Here is a 14,688-nt window from a genome sequence, read left to right on the forward strand (position 1 = left end):
TGCACACCGTGGCACTTACGAGGCCACTGCGTCTTAAGCGCGAAGTAGTTCGTCTTGCGCCAGAGATCAGCACAACTGAAAAACCTGTCGCTCGCGTGTGGGTAGATAGTGGTGTTTTTCATCTAGATCAGAGTTATGAATACCTAGTTCCCGACAATCTAGATTCCCAAGTAGGCGTAGGTGTTCGAGTTCAGGTTCCATTCAATGGCAGAGAGTGTGAAGCACTGGTGCTAGAGCGCATAGCCATCAATTCGGGGCGAAGGCTTAAGAGCATCACTAAAGTGATTTCCCGGGTTCCCGTCGCATCTAATCGCTCCTTAGATTTGATTGCACTCGTTGCAACCAGATGGGCTTGTCATCCTTACGACGTAATTCGTTCTGCGATCCCTCCGCGTGTTGCCAGTGTTGAGAAGATGCAGTGGATCCATGAGACTATCGAAAGACCGGGTCAATCAGCGGTACGTCAGTACCTTCAACTACCCGCATACCAAGATCCTTTCCAGATTCTGGCCGGACACGTCGAGAGTCTGCGGAGGAGTGGTTCAATCCTGGTGATAGTTCCAGATAACAGGTCAGTGCTTCGGTTGGCTAAGCATTTTCCAGAAGCGCTCATTCTGGATTCAGATCTACCGCGAAGTGAAAGATATGAGAACTTTCTCCGCGCTAGGACGACTTCATCGCAAATTATTGTCGGGACAAGAAGTTCAATTTTCGTTGATAGTCCTGATTTATCATCGATTATTATCTTCAATGAATCATCGGAGCAACTCTTTGAGGTTCGAGCTCCGGGGTGGAACGCTCGTGACATCGCAATTTTGCGTGCACGTACGGAAAATATTGCCATCTATTGTGTTGGTTATAGCCCCAGTGCCGAAGTCGCTCGGCTAATCGATATCGGCTGGTTTGAATTCAAAGGCGCTAAGCAAAAGATTCGAGTTGATACTTTTCAGCAGGAGTTTTCAGAGCTACTCCCAGGTAAAATCATTAGCGAGCTTCGCCACTTGGTCAAACAAGGACCGATTCTCTTTGTCGCGCCCAGAAAGGGATATTCGCAATCAATTAGTTGTAGTCGATGTCGAAATATCTCTCTTTGTTCATGCGGCGGTCGTCTAGAGAAGAAGGGCGCCGCGACAGCTATCTCTTGTTCACTCTGTGCAAATATCTATTCTGATTGGGTCTGTCATTACTGTGCCGGGCTTGAACCTTTTCTTCTTAATCGCGGCAGTGAGCGATTCGCCCAAGAAATCGGAGTAGCCCTACCAGGTGTTCCGATCACACTCTGTGAAGCCGAGAAGATGGTTGATGATTTTCAAATGAGTTCTGGAATCGTCATTGCCACACCTGGGTCAGCTCCAATGTCGGCCGATGGATATGCCGCTATCGTAATTCTTGATGGTGAGAAGTTGCTCAACCAATCAGACCTCAGAGCGCAAGAGCGAGCCCGGGAAATCTTCTTTACTCATGCTGCGCTATTGAACGCCTCCGGTATCGCCTTACTAGTCATCAATCACTCCAATCCGATAGTGGGTGCCCTTGCTTCATGGAAACCATCACTAATTTCACGACGAGAATTGCAAGAGCGTATCGAGGCCTCCCTTCCTCCTTTCGTGAGGTCTATCTCACTTGATATTGATAGTACTGAATCGGCAACTTTGGTCAGAGCCTTAAATAAGTCGCGTGATGAGGGCAGACTTCCGGCGTCCACGAGAATTCTTGGACCGTCAACTCTGAACAGTTCATCGGATCGGATTCTCTTACTTGCTCCACTTGAGGACGGTGAGGCGCTAGTTCTACTGATGCATGAGTTCCAACGACGACGAAGTGCAACGAGGAAGAAGTTGGCAACGCTGCGGATTGATCCCTATTCGCTCTCGCGATAGGTAAGATTAAGCCATGTCTATCAAGGAAATTCGTCACTTCGGAGATCCGGTTCTTGTTACGCCGGCTTCGGAAGTAATCAACTTTGATAAAGAGCTGCGAACGCTTGTGAAAGACCTAACCGAAACAATGCTTGATGCACCGGGTGCTGGACTTGCCGCGCCGCAGATTGGTGTTCCACTTCGAGTATTTGTTTGGGATGTGGATGAAGCCATCGGGCATCTGATTAATCCGACCCTTGATTTGAGCGAAGAGATGCAGGAGGGGGATGAGGGCTGCTTAAGTTTCCCAGAACTTATCTATCCAACTCCTCGTGCATTTAGAGCAGTAGCAAGAGGATTTACCATGCATGGTGAACCTGTCACTATTGAGGGAACGGAACTTCTAGCCCGAGCGCTCCAGCATGAAACAGATCATTTAAATGGAATTCTCTTCATTGATCGACTCTCCGATGAAGATCGCAAAATAGCGATGAAGGAGATTCGAGAATCCGATTGGTTCGGATTCGCCGGTCAATCGGGATCTTCGCCAATAATTAAGGTTTCACCGCACAGTCTTTTTAAGCAAGACAAGCCTGGATTGAGTCTTTAATTGCGAATCGCGGTAGCAGCAACACCTGAAGTAGCTATCCCGTCCCTGGATGCTCTGCTCGCCTCTGATCATGAATTGCTCTGTGTCATCACGCCACCTGATCGACCATCTGGTCGAGGTCAAAGCCTCAGTGAATCAGCTGTCTCAGGATGGGGTAATGAGAATGGGATTGAAGTCTACAAACCAGAGCGAGATGCCAGCTTTGATTCCTATCTAGCGAATATCGATGTCCTAATCACAATTGGATACGGTGTCATATTGCCAAAACGAGTATTCGATCTACCTCGTTACGGTTCACTCAATCTGCATTTCTCACTTTTGCCAAGATGGCGTGGGGCAGCACCCGTGCAACGTGCGATTGAAGCCGGAGATAAAGTCTCAGGCGTCACTATATTTAAATTGGACGATGGTATGGATACTGGACCGATCTATACCCAGAATCGATTCGCGCTAGATGCCGATATCACCAGTGATGAACTCTTCGTTGAATTGGCAGAATTAGGAGCGGAAGCAATTCTTCACACGTTAGAACTTATGAAGTCTGGAGTTAAGCCCACGCCACAAGAGAATCACAGCGCTACCCGAGCCCTTAAATTGAGCAAGGAAGAGGGACGCATTGATTGGTCGCAATCAGGCGATGTCATATCAAATAGAATCCGCGCATTCACATCCATTCCTGGGTCTTGGACTATTTTTCGAAGTTCCACGGTAAAGATTGATACTCCGCTTATGAGTGAGATTAAGTTAGAACCCGGTGTTCTCCTTTTTGAGAATAAGAAGTTTTACGTGGGAACCGCCACCACCGCCCTTGAAATCAGTTACATCACACCGTCTGGGAAATCGAGAATGCCTGCAACTGAATGGGCAAATGGAGCAAGATTGACTGCCGGAGATCTCTTTGGTTAAGCCACGCAGAGATACCTTTAAATCACCCAAACCTGATGCTTCCAGAGTGTTGGTCTTCGATTTACTCACCGAAGTAAATCGCAATGGGGGATACTCGAATCTGCTCTTGCCAAAAGCCCTGTCAGCCTCGAATTTCGAGATGCGAGACAAGGGTTTCGTCACCGAACTTCTCTACGGGACTCTGCGAATGCAAGGACGACATGACTACATTCTGCAGCAAGTATCGGATCGTCCATTATCGGAAGTGGACGCTGGCATCGTAGACATCTGCAGAATGGGAGTCCATCAGCTATTTGAGATGCGCGTAGCAACCCATGCTGCCGTTTCGGCAACTGTCGAGCTTGCCCGAAAAGTTATTGGTGAATCGAAGGCTTCCTTTGTCAATGCAATACTTCGCAAAGTCAGCTCACAAACCTTAGAACAATGGCTTGAACCCACTTCATTAATGTCGGACCCGATTGCGCGCTTAGCTATCCGGTATTCGCACCCAGAGTGGATTGTCTCGGCCTATCTTGATTTACTCAAAGATCTTGCACGAGTGGAGGAAGAGCTAGCTGCCAATAACGTTCCAGCAATGCCAACACTTGTATCCTGGCCAGGGGATTCAACTCAGTCAGAGTTGGTAGAGCTAGGCGCGGTTGCAACAGAGTATTCACCCTATGGCGCAAGATTTGATGGTGCCCCAGGCTCACTCGATATTATTAGACATCGCAAAGCCGGAGTGCAAGATGAAGGTTCGCAATTGGTGGCACACGTCTTCTCACTTGCGACTAGGCAAGCCACATCAATCTTGGACTTATGTGCAGGACCTGGTGGAAAGGCCGCTCTTCTAGCCCATCTTGCAAATGTGAATGGTCAAGAATTTACGGCCAATGAGATTTCCGAGGCGCGTGCAAAACTTGTCAAAAACGTCATAGGTAAATTTCCGGTTCAAGTTGGTGATGCCAGAGATATTGCAGCACTTGGACAGAGCTACGATGCGATTTTGGCTGATGTTCCATGCACAGGTTTGGGTGCCTTGCGGCGAAGACCAGAGGTTCGCTGGCGAAGAACAGTGCAAGATCTCCGAGGTTTGTTGGTGCTACAAAGAGAGCTATCAGATGCTGCAATCTCAGTTCTTAATCCTGGGGGAGTATTTGGGTATGCAACATGCAGCCCACATTTCTCGGAAACGTCCGGTGAAGTTCTTCGTATTCTTAAAGACCATCCAGAGCTGGAGCAGATTGAGATTTCGCAATATTTGCCGTCTAATCTTGAGGGTGCAGTCCGTGATGAATCTTTATCCCTGTGGACCAGCAAGCACGGCACGGATGCGATGTTCTTAGCTCTCTTTCGCAAGAGGAGATAAACTCTAGTCATGTCAAACGATGTTCGTATCACACCGAGTATTCTGAATGCAGATTTTGCACATCTTGAGGCAGAGATTGCCAAGATTGCGCAGGCAAGTGATTTGATCCACCTGGATATCATGGACAATGTTTTTGTTCCAAACATGACTTTCGACTTTCAGGCCGCAACAGAGATTATTGGGAGTTGCCCAATCCCAGTGGATTCTCATTTGATGGTTGCTGATGTGGATTTGATTGCGATTCAATATGCAGAAGCCGGTTCAGCCAGCGTTACTATCCATGTCGAGGCCACTTCTGACATTCGCAGTACTTTGAAGGAGATTAAGCGCCACGGAGCTCGGGCCTCTATCGCTCTGAAACCAAATACTGCTATCAACGATTATTCAGAGTACTTCGATCTGATCGATATGGTCCTGATCATGACGGTCGAACCGGGCTTTGGTGGACAAAAATTTATGGAAAATATGATGGCCAAGGTTCAAGAGACGAGGAAATTAATCGGTGGTCGACCTATTTGGCTCCAAGTCGATGGTGGAATTTCGCTAGCAACTATAGATATCGCGCGCGAAGCTGGGGCCGACACTTTCGTGGCAGGCAGCGCCGTCTTTAACGCCGATGATCCAGCGATGATGATTGAGCAATTACGCACGCAAGCTTCTCTTCGCTAATCCGGGCTCAAGCCGTGTCTCGGTCTAGTAAAGTAGTGCCGTGAAATCATTTGACTCACTCTGGCTTGAGTTATCGCAAAAGCTGGCTGAGCGCGCCGAGGGTTCGGCGACCGTCGCTGCTGTAGATGCCGGGGTTCACACGATCGGAAAAAAGATCCTGGAAGAGGCTGGTGAAGTCTGGTTAGCGGCTGAACATGAGTCAGATGAGGCCCTAGCCGAGGAAATTAGCCAACTGATTTACCATCTTCAAACGATGATGCTTGCTCGCGGTCTCACACCTACTGATATTTATAAGTACCTCTGAAGAAAAACAGGGAGATTCATGTTACGAATAGCTGTTCCCAATAAGGGCTCACTTGCAGATGCTGCTGTTGAAATTCTGAAAGAGGCCGGATATCGCCAACGTACTGATTCAAGGGATCTCGTTCTGATTGACCCCGCTAATGGTGTTGAATTTTATTATCTTCGTCCGCGCGATATCGCAATCTATGTTGGCTCTGGTGAGTTAGAGGCTGGAATTACGGGGAGGGATCTCCTCATTGATTCTGGGGCCGATGCACAAGAGATTCTGCCGCTCGATTTTGGTGGATCAACATTTAGATTTGCGGGACCAGCGCAAGAGAAACTGTCCCTAGCATCTATTAGTGGTAAACGAGTTGCCACGGCATATCCAGGGCTGGTGCAAAAACACCTATCAGATTTGAATATTAAGGCAGACGTTGTTCGACTAGATGGCGCCGTAGAGAGCAGTATCAGACTAGGAGTAGCAGATCTCATTGCCGACGTTGTTAGCACTGGAAACACTCTTCGCCAGGCCGGTTTAGCAATCTTCGGTGAACCGATATTGGTCTCAGAGGCGATTTTGATTAAGGGCAAGGCGCCAGCTGCAGCTGCGGAGTTAGAGATTCTCATTCGTCGCCTACAAGGTGTTGTCACTGCCAGGCAGTATGTACTTCTTGACTATGACATCCCCAAAGTTACCGTTGACAAAGCTTGTACAATCACACCGGGCTTAGAATCTCCAACCATTTCACCACTGCAGAAACCAGACTGGGTTGCCGTGCGTGCCATGGTGCTACGTAAAGATACCAATCGATTGATGGACGAACTCTGGGCACTGGGTGCGCGGGGAATTCTCGTAACTGATATTCACGCCTGTCGACTGTAATTACTGCCGGCTAGCGCCTGCTGCTTCAATATCCGCACGTGAAATTCCAAGAAGATAGAGAACTGAGTCTAAGTATGGTGCGCTCACAGAACTATCTGCGGCGGCCTTGACAGCCGGTTTGGCATTAAATGCTATTCCCATACCGGCGATTGCAATCATATCCAGATCATTGGCACCATCGCCGATAGCAATCGTTTGTTCTAGTTCAACACCGACAAGTTTGGCAAAATCACGAAGGGCGACTGCCTTAGCGGCCCGGTCGATTACATCACCAACAATTTCTCCAGTGAGCTTGCCGTCAATTATTTCCAGAGTGTTTGCTCGATAATGGGAGATGCCCAAATCTTTAAGTATCGGTTCAATCACAGCGGTGAAGCCACCTGAAACAACAGCTACGTTATGGCCAAGCTTATGCAGAGTTTCGATCAGAGTTCGGGCTCCAGGGGTTAGTTCTATCTTCTCTCGCACATCAGTTAATACTGTTTCTGGAAGTCCTTCGAGCAGAGCAACTCTGGATTCAAGACTTTCTTTGAAATCGAGCTCGCCACGCATCGCACGTTCGGTAATCTCTCGTACCTGCTCCTCAACACCAGCATGTGCTGCCAATAGATCAATGACTTCCTGTTGAATAAGAGTCGAGTCAACATCTAGCACAACCAACTTTTTTGCCCAACGCATCAGACCGCCAGGAGAGACTGCGATATCGATAGAATATTCATTTGATACGGCGGCCAGTGATTGACGTAGCTCTGTCGTGTTGGCGCCAGACACGGTTAGCTCAATTGCAGTGATGGGATAGCTAGCCGTCCGATGAATACGCTCAATATTTCCTTGCTCTTCAGAAATTGCTTCCGCAACTGCTGCTATTGCGCGAGGATGTAGCTCTGTCGTCAAAAGAACAACGTGAACGAGTCCGGTCTTGGCAGCAATGGAGGCATCTTCTTGGGAACCGAAAGATGTGGCGATATCGACAGCCAATTTTTCGGCACATTCATTAAGGTCTGCTTCTATTGCTTCGGCGTGATCAGGATTAAGTGAAATAAGTGCGGTGAGAATAAGGCGCTCACGGATTACTACTTGCTCGATATCCAAAATAGTTACGGCAAAGGGAGCCAGGGCCTCAAAGAGAGCTTTAGTGATTCCGGGGGAGTCGACTCCAGATACGAGAATTAGACCCGTGTAGTGACTCTTCTCCGCGCTCATATGGGTGAGGTTATCGCGAATCACGTTCACTTCGTTCGCAATTTGCGAGTGATTTATAGAATGACGATATATCTTTTGTCACCTATGAGTAATAATCGCGTTTTAGAGCTACGTGATGTCTCTGTCCGGCGAGGCGAAAAAATCATATTAGGGCCCCTGAATTTCGCAATCTCCCCGGGGGAGCGATGGGTTGTTCTCGGACCGAACGGCGCTGGTAAATCTACTCTTCTGCAAATTTTGGCAACAAGGATGTTCCCCACTTCTGGAACTGTCTTTTTACTTGATAAGCAGATGGGCAGGATCGATCTCTGGGAACTTCGTACCCGTATTGGTATTTGTGGAGCTCTTATCTCAGAAGATATCCCGCACGATGAGAAAGTACGCGATGTAGTTCTGACGGCTGCATATGCGATTCTAGGACGTTGGAATGAGGCCTATGACCTATGGGATGAATCGAGAGCAGTTGCCCTCTTAACAACATTCGGTGTTCGCGAACTTGCTGATCGTGAGTATGGCACGCTGAGTGAGGGTGAACGTAAACGTGTTCAAATCTCGCGCGCCTTGATGGCCGATCCAGAATTACTTCTTTTGGATGAACCAGCTGCTGGATTGGATTTAGGTGGGCGCGAAGATCTCCTTAAAAGGTTTAGCGTATTTTCAGCTGATCCACTTGCCCCAGCATCTATTCTTGTGACGCACCATATAGAAGAGATTCCAGTTTGCACAACACATGCGCTCATTCTCAAGGATGGGCTTGTGGCTGTGTCGGGCCCGATTAATGAAGTGATTACCTCAGAGCATATGTCTCATGTCTTTGATTTGCCGATGGAAGTAAGTCACGATGGGTCGCGATTTTTTGCCCGTGCACTCTAGTTGGAACAGTGTGCTTGACCCGTTAGCTCCTGCGATTGAGAAAATTCTCAATTCAATTTCCAAAGACTCCATTGCACCGAGTATTGATCAGATCTTTTCGTCATGCGAAATGGATCTAGCCAGCATCAAGTGTGTCATCCTCGGACAGGACCCCTATCCCACCCGCGGCAATGCCCACGGCTTAGCCTTCTCTGTTAACTCTGAGATTAAGCCGCTTCCTGCTTCGCTAAAGAATATATTTACAGAGTTGGTGAGCGATCTTGGTGTCAGGCCTCCGAATAATGGGAACCTCTCCAAATGGCGGGACCAAGGTGTACTCCTTCTTAATCGGGTTCTGACAACACGAGTCGGACAGAGCAACGCACATACAAGTATTGGCTGGCAGGAAATCACGACTGCGATTGCGCAAGCCGCAGCAGCACAGGGCGCGGTTGGAGTTCTCTGGGGAAAAAGTGCCCAGGAGCTCTCATATCTTTTCAATCACAGCATTGAAAGTGTCCATCCAAGTCCGTTAAGTGCATATCGAGGCTTCTTTGGTAGTAAGCCTTTTTCTCGAGTGAACCAAGAACTAGAACGGCGCGGAATTTCTCCGATCGATTGGTCTCTCTAAAGCTAGAAGGGCCCACATCTTTCGATGCGGGCCCTTCTAGGCGAAAGCTTACTTATTAAATCCAAGCATTAATTGGAGATGATAAGAAGTAGATCATGAAGAGACCAGAGACAAGAAGTAGCAAAGGATGTACTTCCGTGCGACGTCCCTGAACTATGCGAATAACAACGTGGGTTACGAACCCAGCGCCGATACCAACTGAAATGTTATAACTAAATGGCATCAAGATGATGGTGAGGAAAGCTGGGATACCAATCCCGAGGTCATCCCATTGGATGTGTTTTACTTGTCCCATCATTAGGAATCCAACAATGATCAAAGCTGGAGTTGCAGCCTCATAAGGAATGATTGCTACGAGCGGTGCCAGGAATGTTGTCAACAAGAACGCAATTCCAGTAACGATAGAGGCTAGGCCAGTGCGAGCACCTTCACCTACTCCGGATGCAGATTCAATGTAACTGGTATTCGATGAAATACCCGCAGCTCCACCAGCGGCTGCCGCTATTGAGTCAACAACGAGGATTCGGTTAGCACCTTGGACATTGCCGTCTTTATCGACCAAGCCCGCTTGGTTTCCAATAGCAGTCATTGTTCCCATGGTGTCGAAGAAATCTGCGAGTAATAGGGTGAAGACAAGTAGGCATGCTGCCAAAGCGCCAGTTTTCGGATTGGTGAATGCACCGAAGATGTCATCGAAGCCCAAACCTAGGGAATCAAAACGTGGAGTATCAGTCAAATTAAGAGAGCCTGACGCATCCTTAGGTAGTGCCGGAGTATTTAGCCCCCAGCCTCTTGGGTTTGATTCAGTAGGACTGATGAAACTGTTGCCAACCTTGAACTGAGTTTCAACTATGAGCGCGAGAATTGTTGAAGTGATGATTCCAATCAGAATCGAACCTTTGATTTTCTTGATCATCAAGATGATTGTGAGAAAGAGACCAAATGCGAAGATGACGATAGGCCAGCCAACAAGCGTTCCGCCATCACCAAGTTCTAGTGGTACTGCAGAAGGCTTGGAGTTCGTGCTGCCCCAAACAACATTCGGAGTACGTCTTACGAAACCACTGTCAACTAAGCCAATCAGAGCGATAAACAATCCGATGCCCACGGATATTGCAACTTTGAGGGCTGTTGGAATCGCCTTGAAGACGGCTATTCTAAATCCGGTTAGAACCAGAATGAGAATCAAGATACCTTCAATAAGAACTAAGCCCATAGCTTGAGCCCAGGTAGCGTTCTTAGCGATGGAGACAGCGACAAAGGTATTTAAGCCAAGACCGGTGGCGAGCGCTAAAGGAAAATTAGCTACAGCGCCCATCAGGATGGTCAAAATACCGGCGATAAGAGCAGTTCCGGCGGCGACAATAATGATGGCGTTGGTTCTATCTCCGCCTCCGATGAATTCTCCAGCTCCATCAGTTGTGGCGAGGATCAATGGGTTAAGTGCCACGATATATGCCATTGTAAAGAAGGTAACTAGCCCGCCTCTAACCTCTTGGGCTATTGAGGAGCCGCGTTCTTTAATCTTAAAATGAGAATCCAACATAGAATTACCTTTCTAATTTTTTATCGAGGGTGTTTGCGACCTCGTGTGAAATTACGGCTCACAGACCAAGGGGAGATGGTGAAACGCTAGTAGGTACTTAGACGTACTTGTGGGTTAAACGCGCCAATAGACCTAAAAAAATGGCCACGGATTGTCCTATGAGTAGCGCAAATAGGGCAGTTCCGAGCCCAACAGTGCCACCTAGGAACCAGCCAATAATTAAGACTGTCACCTCAATTGCCATGCGCACTCGACCCACCCGCACTCCCGTCTTGTAATGAATTCCGGTCATGGCACCATCCCTGGGACCACGACCGAGGCCACAGGTGATGTAGAGAGCGGAGCCAAGTCCGACAAGTGCAATTCCGAGTAGATCAAAGATAACTCCGAAAGCAAAGTTATTCTGCTTAGGAAAAATGATTGTCCCTACTTGAATAAATGTTGCAATAATGACGATATTTGAAATCGTTCCGAAACCTACGCGCTCATCAAGTGGAATCCAGATGAGCATCACGCACACACTAATAATAAAAGTTGCCCATCCGATACTTAGCCCAGTCTTTAACGTTAAGCCCTCTGCGAAGACCGTCCACGGTGTATTTCCAATCCCGCCTTGAATAAGGAGTGAATCACCTAAACCAAAGATAGCTAAACCAAAAAAGAGTATGCCAGTTCGAAGGGGAGTCAGATCCCAAAGACCTTGCGCAGTCCATGGAGTTATCGGTACCGTTTTATGGGGACGGAGACTTTCAAAGATAAATGCAAAGTTCACTTGATGAGTCTATAATGGCACAATGTTTGTGGGCCTCGGAACAGTAGTAAATTTGCTCACCATCATCTTCGGTTGTGCGATTGGAATAGCCTTAGGTGGGCGATTGCCGAAGAAATCGCAGAAGATGATTACTGATATTTTGGGACTCATCACTATTTTGGGGGCCACATCAGCCCTGATTCCCCTATGGTCCAGCCAATTCAAAGATTCACTTCCAGATGGTTCGCCACTGCTCTTAATTCTTGCCTCCATGCTCCTTGGGGGTCTGTTGGGTACCGCACTCAGAATTGAGCAGCGGGTTGAAAGCTTTGGTGAGAATTTGAGAAAAAGATTTAAGGCATCCAGTGATAGTCCCTTTGTCGAAGGGTTCGTCAGCGCCTCACTTTTATTTGTGATTGGTCCACTAGCGATTCTCGGAAGCGTTAGCGATGGGATGTCTCAAGGTTTAGATCAGTTAATTCTCAAATCTTCGCTCGATTTTTTTGCGGCGATGGCATTTGCATCGACTTTGGGAATAGGCGTGATGGCATCCATAATTCCAGTGGCAATCTATCAAGGCTTCTGGACGGTCATCGGTTTCTTCGCCGGCTCAGTTCTAGAGCAGTATCAAATCGATGCCATGACCATTTGTGGGGGGCTGATGCTGGTCGGTATCGGTTTGCGATTGCTGAATATCAAAAAGATAGCTGTTGCAAACCTGTTGCCGGCGCTAGTGATAGCACCATTGCTGGCAACATTCCTAAATTCGATTTAAAGCGCTGATGTGTCAATCACGAAGCGATACTTCACATCACTTGCCACAGTTCGCTGGTATGCAGCATTGATGTAGTCGGGCTTAATTACTTCAACATCGCTGACAATATTGTGTTTCCCGCAGAAATCGAGCATCTCTTGTAACTCTGCAATGCCACCAATCATTGAGCCGGCGATAGAGCGACGGGCGCCAAGAAGTGAGCCCACCTGTAATGCATATGCCTTGCCTGGGAGTCCGATCACCACAAGTGTTCCATTGAGCTTGAGAAGTGATAAGTACTGGTTGATATCTAGTTCAGCACTAATCGTGTTAAGGATGACATCGAACTCTTTGTCATGAGCTGCAAAGACTGCTAAATCTTGCGTGGAAATAAAGTGATGCGCCCCCATGGCGCGAGCATCAGCTTCCTTATGCGGAGAGTGAGAGAGCACTGTGACATCAGCTCCCATTGCAGCAGCAAACTTCACCCCCATATGTCCGAGGCCACCGAGACCCATCACGGCAACTTTCTTCCCAGGACCAACATCCCAATGCTTTATGGGGGAGTACAAAGTGATTCCAGCGCATAGAAGTGGCGCCACTCCTTCGAGTGGAAGATTGGCAGGAATATGTACTGCGTAATCCTCATTGATAACGAAGTAGTTGCTATAACCACCCATGGCAAGTGTTGTGCCATCTCGTTCGTAACTGTTGTAAGTGCCAGTCATACCTTCAAGACAATATTGTTCCAATCCAGCTTTGCAGTTTTCACACACGCGACAGGAGTCGACAAACACACCAACTCCGATGAGGTCACCCACCTTAAACTTGGTCACCGAGCTACCAACTCTGATTACCGTGCCAGCGATTTCGTGACCTGGCACCATAGGAAAGAGTGCAGCGCCCCATTCTTCGCGAGCCTGATGAATATCTGAGTGGCAGATTCCCGAGTACGCAATATCAAGTGCAACATCGTGCCCACCAAGCTCGCGGCGATCGAATTGATAGGGAACTAGATCTGCTCCGGCGGTCATTGCGGCGTAGGCACGTGTATTCATTATTCTTCTATGACTGTGATTTCTATACTTGTGTAAATGGCAACGGGTCAGAACTTATATGACCAGCGCGAGAAGCGCGAGCTGTAACCTGGCGCATATGGTGTCGACGGCATAAGACCTCATAGGCGATATCTTCACTTCTACCAACATCTCCGACCACAACTTGTTCACCTTCAGTGACCATTACCCCATTAACCGTACGTGCATTGTGCGTTGCTCGTGACCCACACCAGCAGAGTGCCTCTACTTGTAAAGTGTTAACGCGATCTGCAAGTTCAACCAGTCGGGCAGATCCCGGGAATAGTTTTGTACGAAAATCAGCCAAGATTCCAAATGCATATACATCAATACCTAATCCGTCAACGATCTTTGCCAGACCATCAATTTGATCGGGCTGATAAAACTGAGCCTCATCACAGATGATGTAATCAATTCGGTCCCCAGCAGATAGATGATCAACCACAAATTTATGGATATCAAGCGAGGTTTCAACTTCAATTGCTTCAGATTGCAAACCTAGTCGCGAACTAATAAGCCCGGCTCCAGCTCGATCTTTACTTGTGAATATAAGACCGGTCCGTCCACGGGACTTGTGGTTATGCGCGGTCTGCAGCGCAAGGGTTGACTTACCAGAATCCATAGTTCCACAGTAATAAATCAGTTCAGCCACGTCGGAATCCTGCCACGAATTGCCCCAATATTCTCACTTCTGAATGCAGACCGACTGTAGTCACATTTATACCTGTGATAACGAAAATATGGGGGGAGCGGAATCTAGTTGCGCAATATTTTCACGCCCCGCTAGTTCGGTAATCTCCATCAGCACCGCCGCGCTAGCTACCACTGCACCGAGGTCTTGAATGAGCAAGATTGCCGCCTTAAGAGTCCCTCCAGTCGCTAGGACATCATCTATGAGTAGAACCCGCGAACCGACGCCCATCGCATCCGTATGGATCTCTAACTTGTCTTGGCCATACTCGAGGTTGTAACTCCGCGAAAAAGTTGTGTGCGGCAATTTTCCACCCTTGCGGATAGGAACGAATCCCACCTTCTTACTTATTGCCACCGCACTTCCCAGGATGAATCCGCGCGCATCAAGTGCGGCGACGTAATCAATCTCATTACCAAAAGCAGAGAGGGCTGAAATGACGGTAGCAAAGGCTGCTGGATCAGCCAGCAGAGGGGAGATATCTTGAAAGAGAATCCCAGGCTTAGGGAAATCGGGGATAGGTCTAATCAATGCTAGTGATTGACTGATATCCATTAATGCACCCCACTTGTGTCCGAACGGGGACTTGAACCCCGAATCCCTTGCGAGAACTAGCACCTCAAG

At 48.1% G+C, this 14,688-nt stretch carries 16 protein-coding genes; 10 read left to right on the forward strand and 6 right to left on the reverse strand.

Annotation, left to right across the window (positions count from 1 at the left end; all coding sequences use genetic code 11):
- Positions 1 to 8: 8 nt before the first annotated feature.
- Genes AC9UEP_RS01970 through hisG form a run of 7 tightly spaced genes read left to right on the forward strand, consistent with a single transcriptional unit; the run spans position 9 to position 6,560 of the window.
- Entirely contained in the window at positions 9 to 1,880 is a 1,872-nt protein-coding gene (locus tag AC9UEP_RS01970; RefSeq protein WP_509543535.1) for a primosomal protein N' family DNA-binding protein, read from the forward strand.
- Between the two features lie 13 nt (positions 1,881 to 1,893).
- A complete protein-coding gene (gene def, locus AC9UEP_RS01975; RefSeq protein WP_509543537.1) occupies positions 1,894 to 2,469 on the forward strand; it encodes a peptide deformylase in 576 nt (191 codons plus the stop codon).
- Positions 2,470 to 3,375 carry a methionyl-tRNA formyltransferase gene (fmt, locus tag AC9UEP_RS01980; protein WP_509543539.1) on the forward strand — a complete coding sequence of 302 codons (906 nt, stop codon included), beginning with the start codon at positions 2,470 to 2,472 and terminating at the stop codon, positions 3,373 to 3,375.
- A 46-nt stretch (positions 3,376 to 3,421) separates the two neighbouring features.
- Positions 3,422 to 4,723, forward strand: coding sequence for a transcription antitermination factor NusB (locus tag AC9UEP_RS01985; RefSeq protein WP_509543541.1), 1,302 nt, complete (start codon positions 3,422 to 3,424; stop codon positions 4,721 to 4,723).
- 9 nt (positions 4,724 to 4,732) lie between these two features.
- Positions 4,733 to 5,392, forward strand: a complete 660-nt coding sequence (gene rpe / locus AC9UEP_RS01990; RefSeq protein ID WP_509543543.1) for a ribulose-phosphate 3-epimerase — start codon at positions 4,733 to 4,735, stop codon at positions 5,390 to 5,392.
- 40 nt (positions 5,393 to 5,432) lie between these two features.
- Positions 5,433 to 5,696 (forward strand): phosphoribosyl-ATP diphosphatase, encoded by a 264-nt coding sequence (locus AC9UEP_RS01995; protein ID WP_509543545.1) that lies wholly within the window; start codon positions 5,433 to 5,435, stop codon positions 5,694 to 5,696.
- Between the two features lie 18 nt (positions 5,697 to 5,714).
- Positions 5,715 to 6,560 carry an ATP phosphoribosyltransferase gene (gene hisG / locus AC9UEP_RS02000; protein ID WP_509543547.1) on the forward strand — a complete coding sequence of 282 codons (846 nt, stop codon included), beginning with the start codon at positions 5,715 to 5,717 and terminating at the stop codon, positions 6,558 to 6,560.
- Here hisG and serB read toward each other — a convergent pair whose 3' ends face one another.
- A complete protein-coding gene (serB, locus tag AC9UEP_RS02005) occupies positions 6,561 to 7,763 on the reverse strand; it encodes a phosphoserine phosphatase SerB (RefSeq protein WP_509543549.1) in 1,203 nt (400 codons plus the stop codon). It lies immediately after the preceding gene.
- Positions 7,764 to 7,847: 84 nt separating this feature from the next.
- Between serB and AC9UEP_RS02010 the strand changes: the two genes are divergently transcribed.
- Together AC9UEP_RS02010 and AC9UEP_RS02015 are read left to right on the forward strand one after the other, a co-directional pair.
- Positions 7,848 to 8,636 carry an ABC transporter ATP-binding protein gene (locus AC9UEP_RS02010; RefSeq protein WP_509543551.1) on the forward strand — a complete coding sequence of 263 codons (789 nt, stop codon included), beginning with the start codon at positions 7,848 to 7,850 and terminating at the stop codon, positions 8,634 to 8,636.
- Positions 8,605 to 9,246, forward strand: coding sequence for a uracil-DNA glycosylase (locus AC9UEP_RS02015; protein WP_509543553.1), 642 nt, complete (start codon positions 8,605 to 8,607; stop codon positions 9,244 to 9,246). The genes AC9UEP_RS02010 and AC9UEP_RS02015 overlap by 32 nt, the downstream gene beginning before the upstream one ends.
- A 55-nt stretch (positions 9,247 to 9,301) precedes the next feature.
- Here AC9UEP_RS02015 and AC9UEP_RS02020 read toward each other — a convergent pair whose 3' ends face one another.
- Positions 9,302 to 10,792, reverse strand: a complete 1,491-nt coding sequence (locus AC9UEP_RS02020) for an NCS2 family permease (RefSeq protein WP_509543555.1) — start codon at positions 10,790 to 10,792, stop codon at positions 9,302 to 9,304.
- Positions 10,793 to 10,889: 97 nt separating this feature from the next.
- The gene (gene yczE / locus AC9UEP_RS02025) at positions 10,890 to 11,564 is read right to left on the reverse strand and encodes a membrane protein YczE (protein ID WP_509543556.1); all 675 of its coding nucleotides are present in this window, start codon (positions 11,562 to 11,564) and stop codon (positions 10,890 to 10,892) included.
- Positions 11,565 to 11,586: 22 nt separating this feature from the next.
- On the opposite strand from yczE, the gene AC9UEP_RS02030 reads away from it, so the two are divergent.
- The gene (locus AC9UEP_RS02030; RefSeq protein ID WP_509543558.1) at positions 11,587 to 12,318 is read left to right on the forward strand and encodes a DUF554 domain-containing protein; all 732 of its coding nucleotides are present in this window, start codon (positions 11,587 to 11,589) and stop codon (positions 12,316 to 12,318) included.
- Here AC9UEP_RS02030 and AC9UEP_RS02035 read toward each other — a convergent pair.
- From AC9UEP_RS02035 to AC9UEP_RS02045, 3 genes are all read right to left on the reverse strand, one after another.
- Positions 12,315 to 13,355, reverse strand: a complete 1,041-nt coding sequence (locus AC9UEP_RS02035) for an NAD(P)-dependent alcohol dehydrogenase (RefSeq protein ID WP_509543560.1) — start codon at positions 13,353 to 13,355, stop codon at positions 12,315 to 12,317. The genes AC9UEP_RS02030 and AC9UEP_RS02035 overlap by 4 nt on opposite strands.
- Positions 13,356 to 13,377: 22 nt before the next feature.
- Complete coding sequence (locus AC9UEP_RS02040; protein ID WP_509543562.1) at positions 13,378 to 14,025, reverse strand: thymidine kinase; 648 nt, start codon at positions 14,023 to 14,025, stop codon at positions 13,378 to 13,380.
- 66 nt (positions 14,026 to 14,091) lie between these two features.
- Positions 14,092 to 14,619: an adenine phosphoribosyltransferase gene (locus tag AC9UEP_RS02045; protein ID WP_509543563.1), complete on the reverse strand. Its 528-nt coding sequence runs from the start codon at positions 14,617 to 14,619 to the stop codon at positions 14,092 to 14,094.
- Between the last annotated feature and the right edge of the window lie 69 nt (positions 14,620 to 14,688).

The sequence above is a fragment of the Candidatus Planktophila sp. genome, from assembly GCF_040402315.1.
Lineage (GTDB): Bacteria > Actinomycetota > Actinomycetes > Nanopelagicales > Nanopelagicaceae > Planktophila.

Coding starts and splice junctions, on each gene's coding strand:
- AC9UEP_RS02030 (WP_509543558.1), top strand. CDS start 11,587: ATGTTTGTGGGCCTCGGAACAGTAGTAAATTTGCTCACCATCATCTTC.
- AC9UEP_RS02045 (WP_509543563.1), bottom strand. CDS start 14,619: ATGGATATCAGTCAATCACTAGCATTGATTAGACCTATCCCCGATTTC.
- AC9UEP_RS02010 (WP_509543551.1), top strand. CDS start 7,848: ATGAGTAATAATCGCGTTTTAGAGCTACGTGATGTCTCTGTCCGGCGA.
- AC9UEP_RS02035 (WP_509543560.1), bottom strand. CDS start 13,355: ATGAATACACGTGCCTACGCCGCAATGACCGCCGGAGCAGATCTAGTT.
- hisG (WP_509543547.1), top strand. CDS start 5,715: ATGTTACGAATAGCTGTTCCCAATAAGGGCTCACTTGCAGATGCTGCT.
- rpe (WP_509543543.1), top strand. CDS start 4,733: ATGTCAAACGATGTTCGTATCACACCGAGTATTCTGAATGCAGATTTT.
- serB (WP_509543549.1), bottom strand. CDS start 7,763: ATGAGCGCGGAGAAGAGTCACTACACGGGTCTAATTCTCGTATCTGGA.
- AC9UEP_RS02015 (WP_509543553.1), top strand. CDS start 8,605: ATGGGTCGCGATTTTTTGCCCGTGCACTCTAGTTGGAACAGTGTGCTT.
- AC9UEP_RS02020 (WP_509543555.1), bottom strand. CDS start 10,792: ATGTTGGATTCTCATTTTAAGATTAAAGAACGCGGCTCCTCAATAGCC.
- def (WP_509543537.1), top strand. CDS start 1,894: ATGTCTATCAAGGAAATTCGTCACTTCGGAGATCCGGTTCTTGTTACG.